Annotated in this window: 16 protein-coding genes; 10 read left to right on the top strand and 6 right to left on the bottom strand. The window is 66.1% G+C overall.

Features of this window, described 5'->3' with window-relative positions; translation table 11 throughout:
* Positions 1 to 122 precede the first annotated feature (122 nt).
* A complete protein-coding gene (locus AC1M2K_RS00605) occupies positions 123 to 1,298 on the top strand; it encodes an inorganic phosphate transporter (RefSeq protein ID WP_480237487.1) in 1,176 nt (391 codons plus the stop codon).
* Complete coding sequence (locus AC1M2K_RS00600) at positions 1,295 to 1,630, top strand: peptidase (RefSeq protein ID WP_480237486.1); 336 nt, start codon at positions 1,295 to 1,297, stop codon at positions 1,628 to 1,630. Before AC1M2K_RS00605 ends, AC1M2K_RS00600 begins: the two co-directional genes overlap by 4 nt.
* A 162-nt stretch (positions 1,631 to 1,792) precedes the next feature.
* Here AC1M2K_RS00600 and AC1M2K_RS00595 read toward each other — a convergent pair whose 3' ends face one another.
* Positions 1,793 to 3,070: a uracil-xanthine permease family protein gene (locus AC1M2K_RS00595; RefSeq protein ID WP_480237485.1), complete on the bottom strand. Its 1,278-nt coding sequence runs from the start codon at positions 3,068 to 3,070 to the stop codon at positions 1,793 to 1,795.
* 169 nt (positions 3,071 to 3,239) lie between these two features.
* On the opposite strand from AC1M2K_RS00595, the gene AC1M2K_RS00590 reads away from it, so the two are divergent.
* Positions 3,240 to 4,676: an NCS2 family permease gene (locus tag AC1M2K_RS00590; protein WP_480237484.1), complete on the top strand. Its 1,437-nt coding sequence runs from the start codon at positions 3,240 to 3,242 to the stop codon at positions 4,674 to 4,676.
* Positions 4,677 to 4,709: 33 nt separating this feature from the next.
* Positions 4,710 to 5,606: a phosphodiesterase gene (locus AC1M2K_RS00585; RefSeq protein WP_480237483.1), complete on the top strand. Its 897-nt coding sequence runs from the start codon at positions 4,710 to 4,712 to the stop codon at positions 5,604 to 5,606.
* A gap of 19 nt (positions 5,607 to 5,625) precedes the next feature.
* On the opposite strand, the gene AC1M2K_RS00580 is transcribed toward AC1M2K_RS00585, so the two are convergent.
* Positions 5,626 to 6,024: a DUF6855 family protein gene (locus tag AC1M2K_RS00580; RefSeq protein ID WP_480239418.1), complete on the bottom strand. Its 399-nt coding sequence runs from the start codon at positions 6,022 to 6,024 to the stop codon at positions 5,626 to 5,628.
* A 219-nt stretch (positions 6,025 to 6,243) separates the two neighbouring features.
* Here AC1M2K_RS00580 and AC1M2K_RS00575 point away from each other — a divergent pair, with 219 nt between their 5' ends.
* Positions 6,244 to 7,740, top strand: coding sequence for an aspartate ammonia-lyase (locus AC1M2K_RS00575; protein ID WP_480238433.1), 1,497 nt, complete (start codon positions 6,244 to 6,246; stop codon positions 7,738 to 7,740).
* 4 nt (positions 7,741 to 7,744) lie between these two features.
* Here AC1M2K_RS00575 and AC1M2K_RS00570 read toward each other — a convergent pair whose 3' ends face one another.
* A complete protein-coding gene (locus AC1M2K_RS00570) occupies positions 7,745 to 8,626 on the bottom strand; it encodes a fumarylacetoacetate hydrolase family protein (protein ID WP_480239417.1) in 882 nt (293 codons plus the stop codon).
* A 75-nt stretch (positions 8,627 to 8,701) separates the two neighbouring features.
* On the opposite strand from AC1M2K_RS00570, the gene AC1M2K_RS00565 reads away from it, so the two are divergent.
* The gene (locus AC1M2K_RS00565; RefSeq protein ID WP_480239416.1) at positions 8,702 to 9,877 is read left to right on the top strand and encodes a PrsW family intramembrane metalloprotease; all 1,176 of its coding nucleotides are present in this window, start codon (positions 8,702 to 8,704) and stop codon (positions 9,875 to 9,877) included.
* Positions 9,878 to 10,017: 140 nt separating this feature from the next.
* Here AC1M2K_RS00565 and AC1M2K_RS00560 read toward each other — a convergent pair whose 3' ends face one another.
* A complete protein-coding gene (locus AC1M2K_RS00560; protein ID WP_480239415.1) occupies positions 10,018 to 11,079 on the bottom strand; it encodes a hypothetical protein in 1,062 nt (353 codons plus the stop codon).
* 61 nt (positions 11,080 to 11,140) lie between these two features.
* Here AC1M2K_RS00560 and AC1M2K_RS00555 point away from each other — a divergent pair, with 61 nt between their 5' ends.
* Positions 11,141 to 11,515 (top strand): FKBP-type peptidyl-prolyl cis-trans isomerase, encoded by a 375-nt coding sequence (locus tag AC1M2K_RS00555; protein ID WP_480237478.1) that lies wholly within the window; start codon positions 11,141 to 11,143, stop codon positions 11,513 to 11,515.
* A gap of 3 nt (positions 11,516 to 11,518) precedes the next feature.
* Positions 11,519 to 12,046 carry an adenine phosphoribosyltransferase gene (locus tag AC1M2K_RS00550; protein WP_480239414.1) on the top strand — a complete coding sequence of 176 codons (528 nt, stop codon included), beginning with the start codon at positions 11,519 to 11,521 and terminating at the stop codon, positions 12,044 to 12,046.
* Between the two features lie 37 nt (positions 12,047 to 12,083).
* On the opposite strand, the gene AC1M2K_RS00545 is transcribed toward AC1M2K_RS00550, so the two are convergent.
* Positions 12,084 to 12,479 (bottom strand): DUF1304 domain-containing protein, encoded by a 396-nt coding sequence (locus AC1M2K_RS00545; protein ID WP_480239413.1) that lies wholly within the window; start codon positions 12,477 to 12,479, stop codon positions 12,084 to 12,086.
* A 10-nt stretch (positions 12,480 to 12,489) separates the two neighbouring features.
* Positions 12,490 to 13,713, bottom strand: a complete 1,224-nt coding sequence (locus AC1M2K_RS00540; protein ID WP_480239412.1) for a trans-sulfuration enzyme family protein — start codon at positions 13,711 to 13,713, stop codon at positions 12,490 to 12,492.
* 107 nt (positions 13,714 to 13,820) lie between these two features.
* On the opposite strand from AC1M2K_RS00540, the gene AC1M2K_RS00535 reads away from it, so the two are divergent.
* Together AC1M2K_RS00535 and AC1M2K_RS00530 are read left to right on the top strand one after the other, a co-directional pair.
* Entirely contained in the window at positions 13,821 to 14,300 is a 480-nt protein-coding gene (locus tag AC1M2K_RS00535; protein ID WP_090710930.1) for an Lrp/AsnC family transcriptional regulator, read from the top strand.
* 89 nt (positions 14,301 to 14,389) lie between these two features.
* Positions 14,390 to 15,439 (top strand): LLM class flavin-dependent oxidoreductase, encoded by a 1,050-nt coding sequence (locus AC1M2K_RS00530; RefSeq protein ID WP_480239411.1) that lies wholly within the window; start codon positions 14,390 to 14,392, stop codon positions 15,437 to 15,439.
* The last annotated feature ends 35 nt before the right edge of the window (positions 15,440 to 15,474 follow it).

Raw genomic sequence — 15,474 nt, 5'->3', positions numbered from 1 at the left:
GGCGAGGGGTGTAAGTATCAGTGTGGCCGCCTCAACTGGCAACCCTGCATCCATGAACTCCCGGTGAATTTCTTCCGGGCAGACGTGTGCGCCGGGGAGTCCCGACTCAGAGAACTATGCCGGTGGATATCACCCTCATTATCGTGCTCGTCATTGCACTAGCCCTTTTCTTCGACTTCACCAACGGATTCCACGACACCGCAAATGCGATGGCGACCCCCATCGCAACGGGCGCCATGAAGCCGAAAGTCGCCGTCGGACTCGCAGCAATCCTCAACCTCATCGGCGCCTTCCTGTCGACTGAAGTCGCCAAGACCATCTCGGGCGGCATCATCAAGGAGGGCGACGAGGGTGTCCTGATCACCCCTGAGCTCATCTTCGCCGGCCTCATCGGAGCGATCGTCTGGAACATGCTGACGTGGCTGCTCGGACTCCCGTCCAGTTCGTCGCACGCGCTCTTCGGCGGGCTCATCGGAGCTGCCCTCGTCGGGTTCGGAATCGGCGCCATCGACTTCGGCGTTCTGTTGTCGAAGGTCATCCTCCCTGCCGTGCTCGCGCCGCTCACAGCGGGCCTCATCGCTTTCGTCGCCACGAAGCTCGCCTACGGCATCACCCGCCGATACGACAACAAGCCGGACGGCCGCTCGGGATTCAGGTACGGGCAGATCTTCTCGTCCTCCCTGGTCGCCCTCGCGCACGGCACCAACGACGCGCAGAAGACGATGGGTGTCATCACCCTGGCCCTCATCTCGGTCGGCCTGCTTGCGCCGGACTCCGGTCCACCGTTCTGGGTCGTGGTCGTCTGTGCCGTCGCCATCGCCCTCGGCACTTACGTCGGCGGCTGGCGCATCATCAAGACACTCGGTACAGGCCTCACCGACGTGAAGCCCGCGCAGGGCTTCGCGGCCGAGACCAGCACGGCAGCAACCATCCTCGCGTCCAGCCACCTCGGATTCGCGCTCTCGACCACCCAGGTCGCCTCAGGTTCGGTGATCGGTTCAGGCGTCGGCCGCCGCGGCTCGACCGTGAGGTGGAAGACGGCGGGCAAGATTCTCGTCGGCTGGCTGTTCACCCTGCCCGCGGCCGGTCTGGTCGGTGCGCTCGCGGCTTTCGTGGCCAGTCTCGGCACCTGGGGAATCATCGTGGATGCCGTCGTCGGTGTCAGCGTGATCCTCTTCATCTTCCTGTGGTCCCGTCGCGACCAGGTCGGCCACCACAACGTCGTCAGCGAGGTCGCAGCGTCAGGCGAGGCCGTCGTCATGGCCGCTGAACCCGAAACGAAGAAGGTGACCAAATGATCGACTGGTGGGCCTTCGTTATCGTCTTCGTCGTCGCAATGGTCGGAACCGTAGTGGTCGTCGGCTTCTTCGCACTCGGACTCCGACTCCTCGTCGTCGCGGGCCGCGTCCCCGTCGTGAGCCCCGCCACGTTCACAGACGCCATCACAGTGCTCACCGCTGCTGAGATCAAGTCCGCTGCGAAGAAGGCTGCAAAAGCGGCGCGCAAGAACCCACTCACTCCGATGCAGAAGCGCTTCGCACTCGGTGGGGCCTACACGTGCTTCACGATCTGCGCGCTGGCCGTGCTGTACGGCATCTACCTCATCGTCCCTGCGCTCAGCGGAAGCTGAGTCCATCAGGACGAACAGAAAGCGGCGCGCGACCATCAGGGTCACGCGCCGCTTCTCGTTGGCCGCGTTCACGCCGTGTGCGGCCTGGCTTTTCCGGAGGCACTCACCGGGTACGCGAGGTGAGTACGTCCGGAACCGGTGAGGAGACCGGATGCCGCAGCGTCAGTCGGTTCCGCGGATCCGGCCGAGCACGTTCATCACGTGGTAGATCACGATCGCGGCGACCGTTCCGAGCGCGATGCCGTTGAAGATCACGTCCCCGGTCTGCCAGGTGTAGTTGGCGATGCCGATGATGAGCGCCGTGGCCGCCGTGAACTGGTTCTTCGGCTTCGAGAAGTCGACCTTGTTGTCGAGCCAGATCTTCACGCCGATGATGCCGATGAGCCCGTAAAGCGCTGTGGTCACTCCGCCGAGCACGCCTGCGGGGATCGTGTTGATCACTGCGCCGACCTTGGGGGAGAGGCCGAGGAGGATGGCGAAGATCGCGGCGATCCAGTACGCGGCCGTCGAGTACACACGGGTCGCCGCCATCACACCGATGTTCTCGCCGTACGTGGTCGTCGCCGAGCCGCCACCGAAGCCCGCGATCACCGTCGCGAGTCCGTCGGCGAAGAGGCCGCGGCCGGTCAGGGCGTTGATCGACTGGTCGTCGGTCATCTGGGCTACTCCGCGGATGTGCCCGACGTTCTCGGCGATCAGCACGAGGACGACCGGAAGGAACGCGGGGAGCAGAGCCCAGAGAGCCGGGTTCGTGAACGGGTTGGCCGGGCTGTTGAACTCGGGCAGCCCGATCCACGCCGCCTCACCGACGGCGTCGAACGTCACCTCACCGAACAGGACGGCGGCGACGTATCCGACGACGACACCCACGAGGATCGACATCCGGCCGAGGATGCCGCGGAAGAGAACGGATGCCAGCACCACGGCCGCGAGGGTGATGGTCGCCGTGAGTGGCGCCTTCTGGAAGTTGTTCCACGCGGCAGGGCCGAGATTGAACCCGATGAGTGCCACGATGGCGCCGGAGACGACCGGGGGCATCAGTGCGTTGATCCAGCCGATCCCGGTGACCTGGACGAGCAGGCCGACGAGGGCGAGGAGAATGCCGACAACGACGATGCCGAAGAGGGCGCTGCCCATTCCCTGGGCGGTCGTCGCGACGGTGATCGGTGCGATGAACGCGAACGAGGAACCAAGGTAGCTCGGCAGGCGGTTCTGGGTGATGAGGAGGAAGAGGATCGTCCCGAGGCCCGAGAACAGGAGTGTCGTCGACGGCGGGAAGCCGGTGAGGATCGGCACAAGGAACGTCGCACCGAACATGGCGACAACGTGCTGGGCACCGAGCCCGACCATCCTCGACCAGGTCAGGCGTTCGGCTGGGCCGACCACTTCGAGGGCTCCGACGTTCTTACCGTCGCCGTGCAGTTTCCAGGGCAGGGCCATTCGTGCTTCTTTCGTGACAGGGGAGAGGACGGGAGTCCTCCGTTACCGTACCGACAATCGCGAGCGCGCGCCGACGGGCATCCAGCTGGCAATATGCTTGAACCTTGCGCATCGCGTGAGCATCCGCGGGCGACATCCACCACCACTTTTCCCTTCGGAGGGTCCCCGAGTGACATCGACAGCTGCGCCGACAATCAAGAACCGGATCGACGGATTCTTCGAGATCACCAAACGGGGCTCGACGTTCGGCGGTGAAGTGCGCGGCGGCCTGGTCACATTCGTGGCGATGGCCTACATCGTCATCCTCAACCCGATCATCCTGTCGAGCGGTGTCGACGTCGACGGGAACTCCCTCGGCTTCGCGCAGCTGTCCGCGGTCACCGCGCTGACCGCCGGCGTCATGACGATCCTCTTCGGCGTCATCGCCCGACTCCCGTTCGCCTTCGCGGCCGGCCTCGGCATCAACTCGTTCCTCGCGTTCAGCGTCGTCGGTCAGGTCACGTGGCAGGAGGCCATGGGCCTCGTCGTGATCAACGGCCTCCTCATCGTTTTGCTCGCGGCCACCGGCCTCCGACGACTGATCTTCGAGGCCGTTCCGATCCAGCTGAAGATCGCGATCACCGTCGGCATCGGCCTGTTCATCGCGTTCATCGGGTTCGTCAACGCCGGACTTGTCACCTCGACGGGGCAGGCGTCGCCGCCAGTCGGCCTGGGCACCGACGGGTCGGTCGCCACGATGCCGACGATCATCTTCATCCTCACCCTGCTGATCACCGGCGTGCTCGTCGCCCGCAAGGTGAAGGGCGCGCTGCTCATCGGCATCCTGGTCGGCACCGTCCTCGCTCTCATCGCCGAGGCGATCTTCCCCGTCGGTGCGTCGAACGGTGGCGAGAACCCGGGCGGCTGGAGCCTTTCCGTTCCCGCGCTGCCCAGCCAGATCTTCAGCGTCCCTGACCTCAGCCTGATCGGCCAGTTCAGCTTCGGCAGCTTCGAGCGAATCGGCGTGCTCGCGGCCCTCATGCTCGTCTTCACCCTGGTGTTCACGAACTTCTTCGACGCCATGGGCACGATGACCGGCCTGAGCAAGGAAGCCGGCCTGGCCGACGAGAAGGGCAACTTCCCGCGGCTGAAGTCCGCGCTGATCGTCGAGGGTGTCGGTGCCGTCGCCGGTGGCGCTGCGTCCGCGTCGTCGAACACGGTCTTCATCGAGTCCGGTGCCGGAATCGGTGAAGGAGCGCGCACCGGTTTCGCCAACCTCGTCACAGGCATCCTCTTCGTCCTCGCCATGTTCCTCACACCGCTCACGAGCATCGTGCCGAGCGAAGTCGCCTCGGCGGCTCTCGTCATCGTCGGTGCGCTGATGATGTCGCAGATCAGGGACATCGAGTGGACCGAGTTCTCCACGGCGCTTCCCGTGTTCCTGACCGTGACGGTCATGCCACTGACCTACTCGATCGCCAACGGTATCGGTGCCGGGTTCATCGCCTGGGTGGTGCTTCGCTCGCTCAGCGGTAAGGCCCGCGGGATCAGCCCCCTGCTCTGGGTCGTCGCGGCCGGCTTCCTCATCTACTTCGCGCGCGGGCCGATCGAGGCGCTGTTCGGCTGAGCCACCATCGGTGGTGCTGGCTAGGCTGGGCGCATGTCCGTTCAGCTTGGTCAGTATCCGCCCGCTCGCCAGGTGCTGGTGCACCTGAGTGATACCCATTTCCTCGCCGGGGGAGCACTGCTCCACGGCGGCGTGACCACCGAATCCAACCTCGAACGGGCGCTCCTGCAGGTCGAGGCCACCGGCATCCGGCCGTCTGCCCTCGTCTTCACCGGTGACCTCACCGATCTCGGCGAACCTGATGCGTACACCAGGCTCCGCGATCGCGTCGAACCGGTCGCTGAGCGGCTCGGCGCCGAACTCATCTGGCTGATGGGAAATCACGACGAGCGCGGACCGATGCGGCAGGGGCTTCTGCGCGAGGCGCCGTCGGACGGCCCAGTCGACCGCGTCTGGGACCTCGGCGGGCTCCGATTCATCGGCCTCGACTCGAGCGTCCCCGGGTTCCACCACGGCGAGCTGGACGACGCGCAGCTGGACTGGCTCGCTGCCGAGCTCGCGACGCCGGCGGAGTTCGGAACGATCGTCGGCCTCCATCACCCGCCTGCCCCGGCCCCGCAGCCGTTGTTCGACCTGCTGGAGCTCCGCGACCAGCCCCGCCTGGCATCCGTTCTTGTGGGCACCGACGTCAGGGCCGTCCTCGCCGGGCACCTCCACTACGCGATGCACGCGATGTTCGCCGGGATTCCGGTGTCCGTCGCCGCGGCTACGTGCTACACGATGAACCTCTCCAACCCGCCGAGGGCGACGAACGGGATGAACGGTGGGCAGTCGTACAACCTCGTGCACGTCTACGACGACCGGATCACCCATTCGGTCGTGCCGATCGGCGACTTCCAGACCGCCGACAACTTCACTGAGGAGTTCATCGCCGAGATGGAGGCGCTGAGCCCTGAGGAGCGGGTCGAGGCCTTCTCGCGCAAGCGCTGAGGCTGCCGTCGAGCGATCGCTAGCGAGCCGGGAGCGCGCGGACGGAGTTGTTTCGAGGGGTGTGGGTGAGTTCGACGAGCCCCAGCTTTTCGAGCAGCGGGGGCAGGTACATGCCGAACCGTCCACGGTAACCCTTACGGAGCCCGTACCAGCCTCCGACCGGATTGGACTCTGAACGGCCCCACGCCTCCACGGTCCCGTCTGCGGCGGGTTTCGACTCATCGGCGGCACCGAGCGGCACCCAGTCACCCTGTTCGACGAGCCAGGCGTAGAGATCGTCGATCGCCCTGGCCTGGTAGGTCAGCCGAGTCGAGCCGACCTGGCAGACCAACTCGTCACCCGAGACGTACATCTCGTAGTTCGATGATCCGGGCGCGGTGGTGAGCTTCCAGGGGGTCTCTGATGTTCCTTCGGTCATGGTCTTCGGAGACTACTCTTCCCCGGTGGCGGCGTCACGGCGACAGACTGGCTCGCTCTTGCGCGCTGCATGCCAGTCTGGCCACCCCGCCGCCGTGACGGACGGAGTAAAGTCGATACCGTCCCGCCACAAGCATCGACAGGCAATGGAGCCACAGTGAGACTCATCACGCCCGCCAACCGCGGACTCGAGGTAGAACCACAGGAACAGGGGTCACACGTGACGTCACAAGGCAGAACCCGGACCGAGACGGATTCGCTCGGGTCCATGGAGATTCCTGCAGACGCCTACTGGGGTATCCACACCGCCAGGGCGCTCGAGAACTTCCCCATCTCGAAGAGGCCCATCTCGGTTTACCCGGCCCTCCTCGTCGCCATCGCCAGCGTGAAGCAGGCTGCCGCCAGGACCAACGTCGAGCTCGGCGTGCTCGGCGCCGAGAAGGGCGACCTCATCGACAGGGCCTGCCAGCGGATCATCGACGGCGAGTTCCACGAGGAGTTCGTCGTCGGCGTCATCCAGGGCGGCGCGGGAACGTCGACCAACATGAACGCGAATGAGGTCATCACCAACATCGCGCTCGAGCTCGCCGGGCGCGAGAAGGGCGACTACGGCTACATCTCGCCGATCGACCACACCAACCGCAGCCAGTCCACGAACGACGTCTACCCGACCGCCATCAAGATCGCCCTGTCGTTCTCGCTGCAGACGTTGCTCGACGAACTCGCTCTCCTGCAGGATGCGTTCTCCCGCAAGTCGGCCGAGTTCAGGCACGTCCTCAAGGTGGGCAGGACCCAGCTGCAGGATGCCGTCCCGATGACGCTCGGACAGGAATTCCACGGCTTCGCCACGACCCTGGGCGAAGACCACGCGAGGCTGCTCGAGACCCGGTGGCTGCTCGCGGAGATCAACCTCGGCGCAACAGCCATCGGAACGGGGATCACCGCCGATCCCCGCTATGCGTCTGCTGTGGTCGCCCACCTCAACAGGATCACCGGTCTCTCCTGCGAGACCGCCCCCGACCTGATCGAGTCGACGAGCGACGCCGGTGCCTTCATGTCGTTCAGCGGAACCCTCAAGCGCTCCGCCATCAAACTGTCGAAGATATGCAACGACCTGCGCCTGCTCTCCAGCGGCCCGCAAGCCGGGTTCGGCGAGATCAACCTCCCGGCCGTCCAGGCCGGATCCAGCATCATGCCCGGGAAGGTCAACCCGGTCATCCCCGAAGTGGTCAACCAGGTCGCGTTCTCGGTCGTCGGCGCCGACATGACCGTCACCATGGCAGCAGAGGCCGGCCAGCTCCAGCTGAACGCCTTCGAACCGGTCATCGCGCACTCACTCATGCAGAGCATCACGTGGATGGCCCAGGCCTGCCACACGCTCCGCACCAACTGCATCGACGGCATTACGGCAAACGAAGAGCGGCTTGAAACGATGGTCGGTTCCTCCGTCGGCGTCATCACCGCCCTGACCCCGTTCATCGGCTACTCGGCAGCAGCTGCCCTCGCCAAGACGGCTCTGCTCACCCGCAGGAACATCGCCGACCTCGTCGTCGAGTCCGAGCTGATGACGCGGGAAGAAGTCACGCGCCAGCTGTCTCCAGCACGCCTCTCCGGGCTGGAGACGATCACCACAGCTATCCCGATCATCGACGGGACCGTCGACGAGAGCACGGACGGTCAGGTACGGACGAGCCTGGAAGGCAGCGGACAGCCCTGACGACTCAGGTGAGTCGGCAGTGGGTGGTCAGTTCGCCGATGCCCTCGACCGACACCGTCACCGTGGAGCGGTCGCGGAGGAACACCTGCGGGTCCCGTGAATATCCGGCTCCACCCGGGCTCCCTGTCGAGATCAGGGTGCCCGGCTGGAGCGTCGCCGAACGTGACAGGTACGAGATGAGCGTCGGTACCGACCGGATCATCATCGCCGTCGACGAATCCTGCATGAGGTGACCGTCGAGCACCGTCGAGATGTGCAGCTTCTGCGGGTCGGCGATCTCGTCACGCGTGACGACGACGGGTCCGGTCGGAGTGAAGCCGTCGAACGACTTGCACCTTGACCACTGGGCCTCCGAATACTGGATGTCGCGGGCGGTGATGTCGTTGACGACGGTGTACCCGAAGACGTAGTCCAGGGCATCCTCGACCGAGACGTCCTTCGCCGGTTTTCCGATGATCACGCCGAGCTCGGCCTCGTAGTCGATGGACTCGCTGAGCGACCGGGGCCAGATGGTGGTTCCATCGTGACCGGCCAGGGAATTCGGCCAGAGCGAGAAGACCGTCGGGGCCGAGTCCGCCTTGAGGTTGAGTTCAGCGGAGTGCGCTGAGTAGTTGAGGCCGATGGCGATGATCTGCGGCGGCCGGAGCACAGCGGATGCGAACCGCAGGTCGGCAAGAGGCGTGAGGTCGACACCCTGCGCCAGAGCAGCGTGGGTGAGGCTGCGCACCCGGGTGAGTTCGTCGTCTCCGCGTTCGATCAGTTGCTGCAAGGAGGCGGGCGCATCGTCGAGGATTTCGTCGAGAAACAGGGCTCCGTTCCCGTTCACAATCGCCAGGCGGACAGGGGAGCCGGTGTTCTCCTCGTCGACGAGGTGTGCGAATCTCACCTCTCTAGGCTATCCGACCGCCCGGTCGCCGCGGGACGGCGCTCTTTCGGCCCGATCTGCCACTACTCTGATCGGATGTCGCCATCGCCCAACGAGTATTCGTCGCCCCAGCACGCGCCACAGCCGGCGCAGCCGGTCTGGTCCCGGACCGTGAAGCCGTCGTCTACCGGGACAGTCCTCGGCGTCATCGCCGTCGGCATCCTGAGCCTCATTCTGGTGGCAGTCTTCGCTTACCTCGTCGTGTTCCTCGGCCCCGGCGCCGTTGCTGCCGGTTTCGTGGCCGCCCTTCTTCCCCTCGCCGTCGTGCTCGCAGCAGTGGCATGGATCGACAGGTGGGAACCCGAACCGCGCCTCGCACTCCTGTTCGCGTTCCTCTGGGGTGCTGCGGCGTCTGTGGCCATCGCCCTCGTCGTCGACCTCGGCATCCAGATCGCCGCCATGATCGCGGGCGGGGAGGGGGCAGGCGACGTCATCCAGGCGACGGTGCAGGCTCCGATCGTCGAAGAGACCGCGAAGGGCGTCGGGCTGCTCATCCTGTTCTTCGTGGCGCGCAAACACTTCTCCGGGCCGGTCGACGGGCTCGTCTACGCGGCAGTCGTCGCCGCCGGTTTCGCCTTCACCGAGAACATCCAGTACTTCGCCCTCGCGCTCGCCGACGGCGGCGTCGAGCAACTCGGCGCGACGTTCTTCCTCCGCGCGGTCATGTCGCCGTTCGCCCACGTCACCTTCACAGCCCTCACCGGACTCGCCCTCGGGCTGGCTGCCAGGCGTCACGCCGGGCTCGGAGCCGTCGGCTACTTCTTCGTCGGGCTCGTGGGCGCCATCCTGCTGCACGCGCTCTGGAACGGCTCGACGTTCGTCGTCACATCGCTCGAGTCGTACGTCTCCTATTACGTCATCGTGCAGGTGCCGATCTTCGTTGTGCTCCTCGTCATGACGGTCCTCGTGCGGCGGCACGAGATCCGTCTGACCGAGGCGCGGCTGAACGACTACGCGGCGGCGGGCTGGTTCACCCCTGGAGAGGTGCAGATGCTCGCGACCTGGCCGGGCCGACGCCAGGCACGTGCGTGGGCCCGCACGCTCCCAGGCGATCGGGGGACCGCCATGGCGGACTTCACGAGGGATGCCACCCGCCTCGCGATGACCAGGCAGCGGATGATCACGGGCAGGAACGAACTCGTCCACCGCGCATCCGAGCAGGAACTTCTCGCCGCCGTCGTCGACGCCAGGCGCCGGCTCCTGACACCGTAGCGCCGGCGAAGCGCCCCGTTAACAGACTCATCGCCCTGTGCCGCGGCATTGCCTGCAGGTCGACGGGGCGATGAGTTGTACTGCGTCCAGCATGCACCCGGGTCGCCGTGAACGCAAGGTTTTTCCGGCCGGCGACGTCGTCAGCTGAACGTGCGCCAAAGGTTGAAGCCCAGCCACGCGACCGCGACGATCGCGAAGACGACGGCACCAGGTGCCACCCCGCGCCTGATGCGCTGGCCCTGCGGCGCGACGATGTTGAGCGTGCGATCGGCGACCCGCTCGTCTGAGTAGAGCCGGGTCTGGTCGAGCGTCTTGGAGCCGACAGTCTGCACGATGCGGTCCAGTCGTTGCCACACCGACGGCTGGAGCAGGTCGAACGGTTTCGTGGAGTAGACGAACATCCAGTCGTCGACGATCTCGACATCGAACGCCGATGACTCGTCGATGAGAAGTGCCATCAGGTCAGGAGTGAAGACATACAGGGCGTCCCGCCCGTACTCGGGCGGGCAGTACAGCGTGAAGGACCTGTCGAAATCGCCCTCGAGCGACAGAACCGAGTCCTTCTCGAAGCTCCTGGGCAGGTTGCTCCCGAACAGCAGGTTGTTGCTTGCCGCGTCGAGCACCATGTGAGGCAGCCGCCTGTCGAGGCGGAGCGCGACGTAGCCCCAGCGGTAGGTGGTGCTGCTCTTCCCCTGCTTCACCGTGTACCGGTAGTTTCCGACGTCGAGCGCTCGACCCGTGTTCGCGCGCACCGAGTCGTAGGCCTGCCTCGACGTACCGATGCCGAAGATCATGCCCGGATACGGTGGAGCGGCGATGACACCGGTGTACGTCGACGATCGGGTTCCGGCGAACTCGCGTAGCCTGAGCCGCTTCTCCCAGGTCGCCGGCGTGCCGTTCCAGCCCCGCCACGCGGTCACGGCAAGGCCGGCCACCACGCCGAGCAGCACGAGCGGGAGGAGAACGGCGACGGGCCCCTCAGCGGCTGTTCCCTGTGTGGCCAGCGACACGGAGAACGAGAGGAAACTCGCGAAGACGGAGAACGCGACCGCGGCCACGATCACGATGACGACCACCTGCAGGGCGGAGACAGCCGCCCTCGTCGTGCCGATCCACCCCGACGTCTTCGCCCAGTGCCGGAACTGCCGAACCTCATCCGGAGACACCGGTCTGGTCAGCGGGGAGTAGTCGGTGAGGGTCACGCGCTCGAGCCTAGTGGCGGCTGACTTTGACGCGTGGGCGGTGAGGGGGTTGGATGGACCCATGACCGAATCGCAGAACACCAAGCCCGAAATCGACGCGCCAGAGGGTCCAGCCCCCGTAGAGCTCGAGGTCGTCGACCTCATCGTCGGCGAGGGCGACGAGGCACAGGCCTCCTCCACCGTCAACGTTCACTACCTCGGCGTCTCTTACGACTCCGGCGACGAGTTCGACTCCTCATGGAGCCGCGGCGAGTCGATCAACTTCCCGCTTCGCAACCTCATCGCCGGCTGGCAGGAAGGCATCCCCGGCATGAAGGTCGGCGGCCGCCGCAAGCTCACCGTCCCGCCGCACCTGGCTTACGGTGCTGCAGGCGGCAACCACCCGCTCTCCGGCCAGACGCTGATCTTCGTCATCGACCTGCTCGGAGTGAAGTAACGCTTGAGCGTCTCAGAGCTCGTTCTTGAACTGAGCGACACGATCCCGGACTTTCCGAAGCCCGGGATCGTGTTTCGTGACCTGACCCCGGTCTTCGCCGATGCGGATGCCTTCCGCGCGGTGATCGACGATCTCGCGTCCCGCTTCGCCGGGCGTTTCGACGCGGTCGCCGGCGTGGAGGCGCGCGGATTTCTCCTCGGCGCCGCCCTGGCATACGCGGCTCACGTCCCACTCGCCGCCGTCCGCAAGGCGGGGAAGCTCCCCGGTGAGGTCCTCAGCGAGGACTACGCCCTCGAATACGGATCCGCAACCCTCGAGATCCGTCCGGGGCAGCTCGCCGCAGGTACCCGCGTTCTCGTCGTCGACGACATCCTGGCAACGGGCGGCAGCTGCGGCGCGGCGGCCAGGCTTGTCGAACGCTGCGGTTACTCCGTTGCAGGCATCGGTCTCGTGCTCGAACTGCAGGGACTCGGCGGCCGGGAGAGACTGTCCGGGTACGACGTCCAGGCGATCGTGGCCGAACCGGCCTGACGGGCACCCGGCGCCGGTCGACGTACGCTGGTCGGACTCAGTGGTCGATGGTCCAGCTCCAGATGTAGAGCACGATCGTGATGAGCGGGAACAGGCCCTGCAGTGCGGCCGCCCGGATGCGTCCCGGCCCGCTCGTCACGAGCACGATGGCGGCCGCGAGCATGCACGAGACCGAGAACAGCCCGAGGGCGAAGCCGGCATCGGTCCAACCGATGCCGTAGAGCACCGCGCCGACGAGGGCTCCGATTGCGAGGAACAGGTTGTAGTAGCCCTGGTTGTACGCGAACACCCGGGTGGTTTCGGCCTCCTCCTGGCTCCGCAGGCCGAAGCGCTTCCAGATCGTCGGCCGGGTCCAGGCCAGCGACTCCCAGTAGAAGATGAGCACATGGATCGCTGCTGACAGCGTCGCGGCGATGGTGATGAGGATGACCATGCGGCCGAGCCTATTGGCCGCCTGACCCGTTCGCCAGCATTGCCGGGCGGATGTCTGCGGCCGCCGCGGCCTCCAGCGCTCCGTTCAGGTCGGACATCAGGTCCTCGATGTGCTCGAGCCCGATCGACAGCCGCACGATCCCGGCACCGGGGCGCGCCTCTTCGGCCACCGGCCGGTGGGTCAGCGATGCCGGATGCTGAACGAGCGAGTCGACGCCGCCGAGCGACACCGCGTGGGTGACGAGCCGGCAGGCCTCGGTGAACGCCTTCGCGGCGGCGAAACTGCCGAGGTCGAGGGCGAGGATCGATCCGGGTCCTGCGAGCTGCCGCCCGATCAGGTTCTCCGGGTCGCGGCCGGCGAGGCCGGGATACAGCACGTCGAGCACAGCGGGGTGGCCGTGGAGCTGGGCGGCGACCAGGGCCGCGGTCTCCTGCTGTGCGCGCACCCGCACCGGCAGTGTCCGCAGACCCCGGTGGAGCAGGTAGGCGGCGAACGGATGCAACAGGCCGCCGGTGAGCGCGCGAACCTGGCGAAGTCGGATCATCCAGTGTTCGGGTCCGGCGATAACGCCACCCATGACATCCCCGTGCCCGCCGAGAAACTTCGTGGCGCTGTGCATCACCAGAGTCGCGCCGTGCCTGATCGGCTGCTGCAGCACGGGGGAGGCGAAGGTGTTGTCGACCATCACGGGGATGTCGCCGGCCTGCGCGACGACGGCGGCGATGTCGACCAGCTCGAGCGTCGGATTCGCTGGGGACTCGAGGATGATCAGTCCGGTGTCTGCACGGATGGCGCCCGCCACGTCACCGGGGTCGACCCAGCTGACCGTCGTTCCGAGAAAACCCGATTCGAGGACGTGGTCCGTGCCGCCGTACAGGGGCCGCAGCGCCACGACGTGACCGGTGCCTGCGCGCACGCAGGCGATGAGAACGGCGGAGAGTGCTGCCATCCCCGTGCTGAACGCGACAGCGGCTTCTGCGCCCTCGAGGGCGGCAAGTGACTGCTCGAAGCGCGCCACTCCCGGCTGCCAGAGTCGCTGGTAGACGGCGCTCGACCCGTCTTCGATCGGATGTCCCGTCGCGAGGTTTTCGTAGGACTCGCCACCTGATTCGATTCCGCCGAGGGGGTTCGTCGTGGAAAAATCGATGGGGGGAACGTGCGATCCCTGGTCTCGGAGTCCGGACATCCCGCCGTGGACAGCGAGCGTTTCGAAGCGTGCGTCATCATTGAGCATGTCCGAATCTCAGCAGATTCTTCGATCGACTACAAGAGATGTAACAGGTACTATAGTTTCACCGGCAATATACCGAAGATGATTCGTCATCGTTAAGGAATGCAGTCATGGAACCGAAGAAGCCCCAACTCGACAGTACCGACCGCGCGCTTCTCCGGGCACTATCGGCCAACGCGAGGGCGTCCGGATCGCAACTGGCCACCGACCTCGGCCTCGCCGAATCCACGGTCTCGCTTCGCCTCCGGCGGCTGCACCAGTCAGGCCACATCACCGGATATCACGCCGACATCGACCTCGCCGTGCTCGGCGCGCCGCTGCAGGCACTCATCGCCGTCCAGCTGGCCCAGCACAACCGTGCGGACATCCAGAAGTTCCGCAGAGAGGCGCCGACCTGGCCCGGAGTCCTGTCGATGTTCCACATGGGTGGACGAGACGACTACCTGATGCACGTCGCCGCACGGAGCACAGCCGACCTGCGCGAATTCGTCGTGCAGTACCTCACCGGCCACCCCGCGGTCGCCCACACCGAAACGAACCTCGTCTTCGAGCACGCGGCAGGCACCGGCTGGCAGCAGTTGCTCGCCTGACCGAAGAGGCTGGGTCAATCCGACCGGATGCTCCCGAGCGGGAATGCGGCGGACGGGAAGTGGCTTGGACTTCTCGAAAGGTTGTGTGTGTGAAACTCTCTGTTCTTGATCTCGTCCCTGTCCGTTCCCGGCAGACCTCCGCTGAGGCCCTGGCCGCATCGATCGGCCTGGCCCGTGCCGCCGATGACCTCGGCTTCGAGCGCTACTGGGTCGCCGAGCATCACAACATGCCATCGGTGGCGTCGACGAACCCCGCCGTCATCATCGGCATCCTCGCAGCGCACACGTCGCGCATCCGCGTCGGTTCAGGCGGCGTGATGCTTCCGAACCACGCGCCGCTCGTCGTCGCCGAACAGTTCGCCATCCTCGAAGCAGCGACGCCGGGGCGCATCGATCTCGGCCTCGGCCGTGCACCGGGCAGCGACCCCGTTGTGACAGCGGTGCTCAACCGCTCCGGAGCGACCAGCGACGTCAACAGCTTCCCGAACTACGTGAGTGACATCATCACTCTTCTCGGCGACGAGGGCGCGACGGTGCGTCTGACGAGCGGTGACGAATACCAGCTGCGGGCGACACCGGCGGCGACGACCACACCCGACGTCTGGCTGCTGGGTTCGAGCGACTATTCGGCGACCCTCGCAGCGTCGCTCGGTCTTCCGTACGTCTTCGCCCACCATTTCGCGGGCGCTGGCGCCGAACGGGCGCTGGAGATCTACAGGAGCCAGTTCCGTCCCTCCTACCTGCTCGACGCACCGCGCACTTTCGTCACCGCCAACGTGGTCGCAGCGCCGACGGCATCCGAAGCGCGTGCCCTGGCCCTGCCGAACCTCCAGCACATGGCGCGCCTCCGCACGAACGAGAAGCTCGGGCGACTGGCCACGGTCGAAGAGGCCGCAGCGACGACCATGACCGGGTTGCAGGACGAGTTCATCGCCGCGTCGCTCGACAGCTGGATCATCGACGAGCCCGTCGCCGCGGCCGGCCGAGTGCGCGAGCTCGCGAAGCGCTTCGACGTGGACGAGGTCATGGTGTCGCCCGGTGCGTCCGCATATGACGCCGATCCGACCGACCGTGCGCCGGGACGGGTGCAGACACTCGAGCTCCTCGCCGCGCAGTTCGCCGGCGACACGCCGTCCTGACGCACCACCGCACGCACACGCGACAGAATAAGCAG

The sequence above is a fragment of the Mycetocola sp. Y171 genome (assembly GCF_056713165.1).
This window is presented reverse-complemented; position numbering and strand designations above follow the sequence as displayed.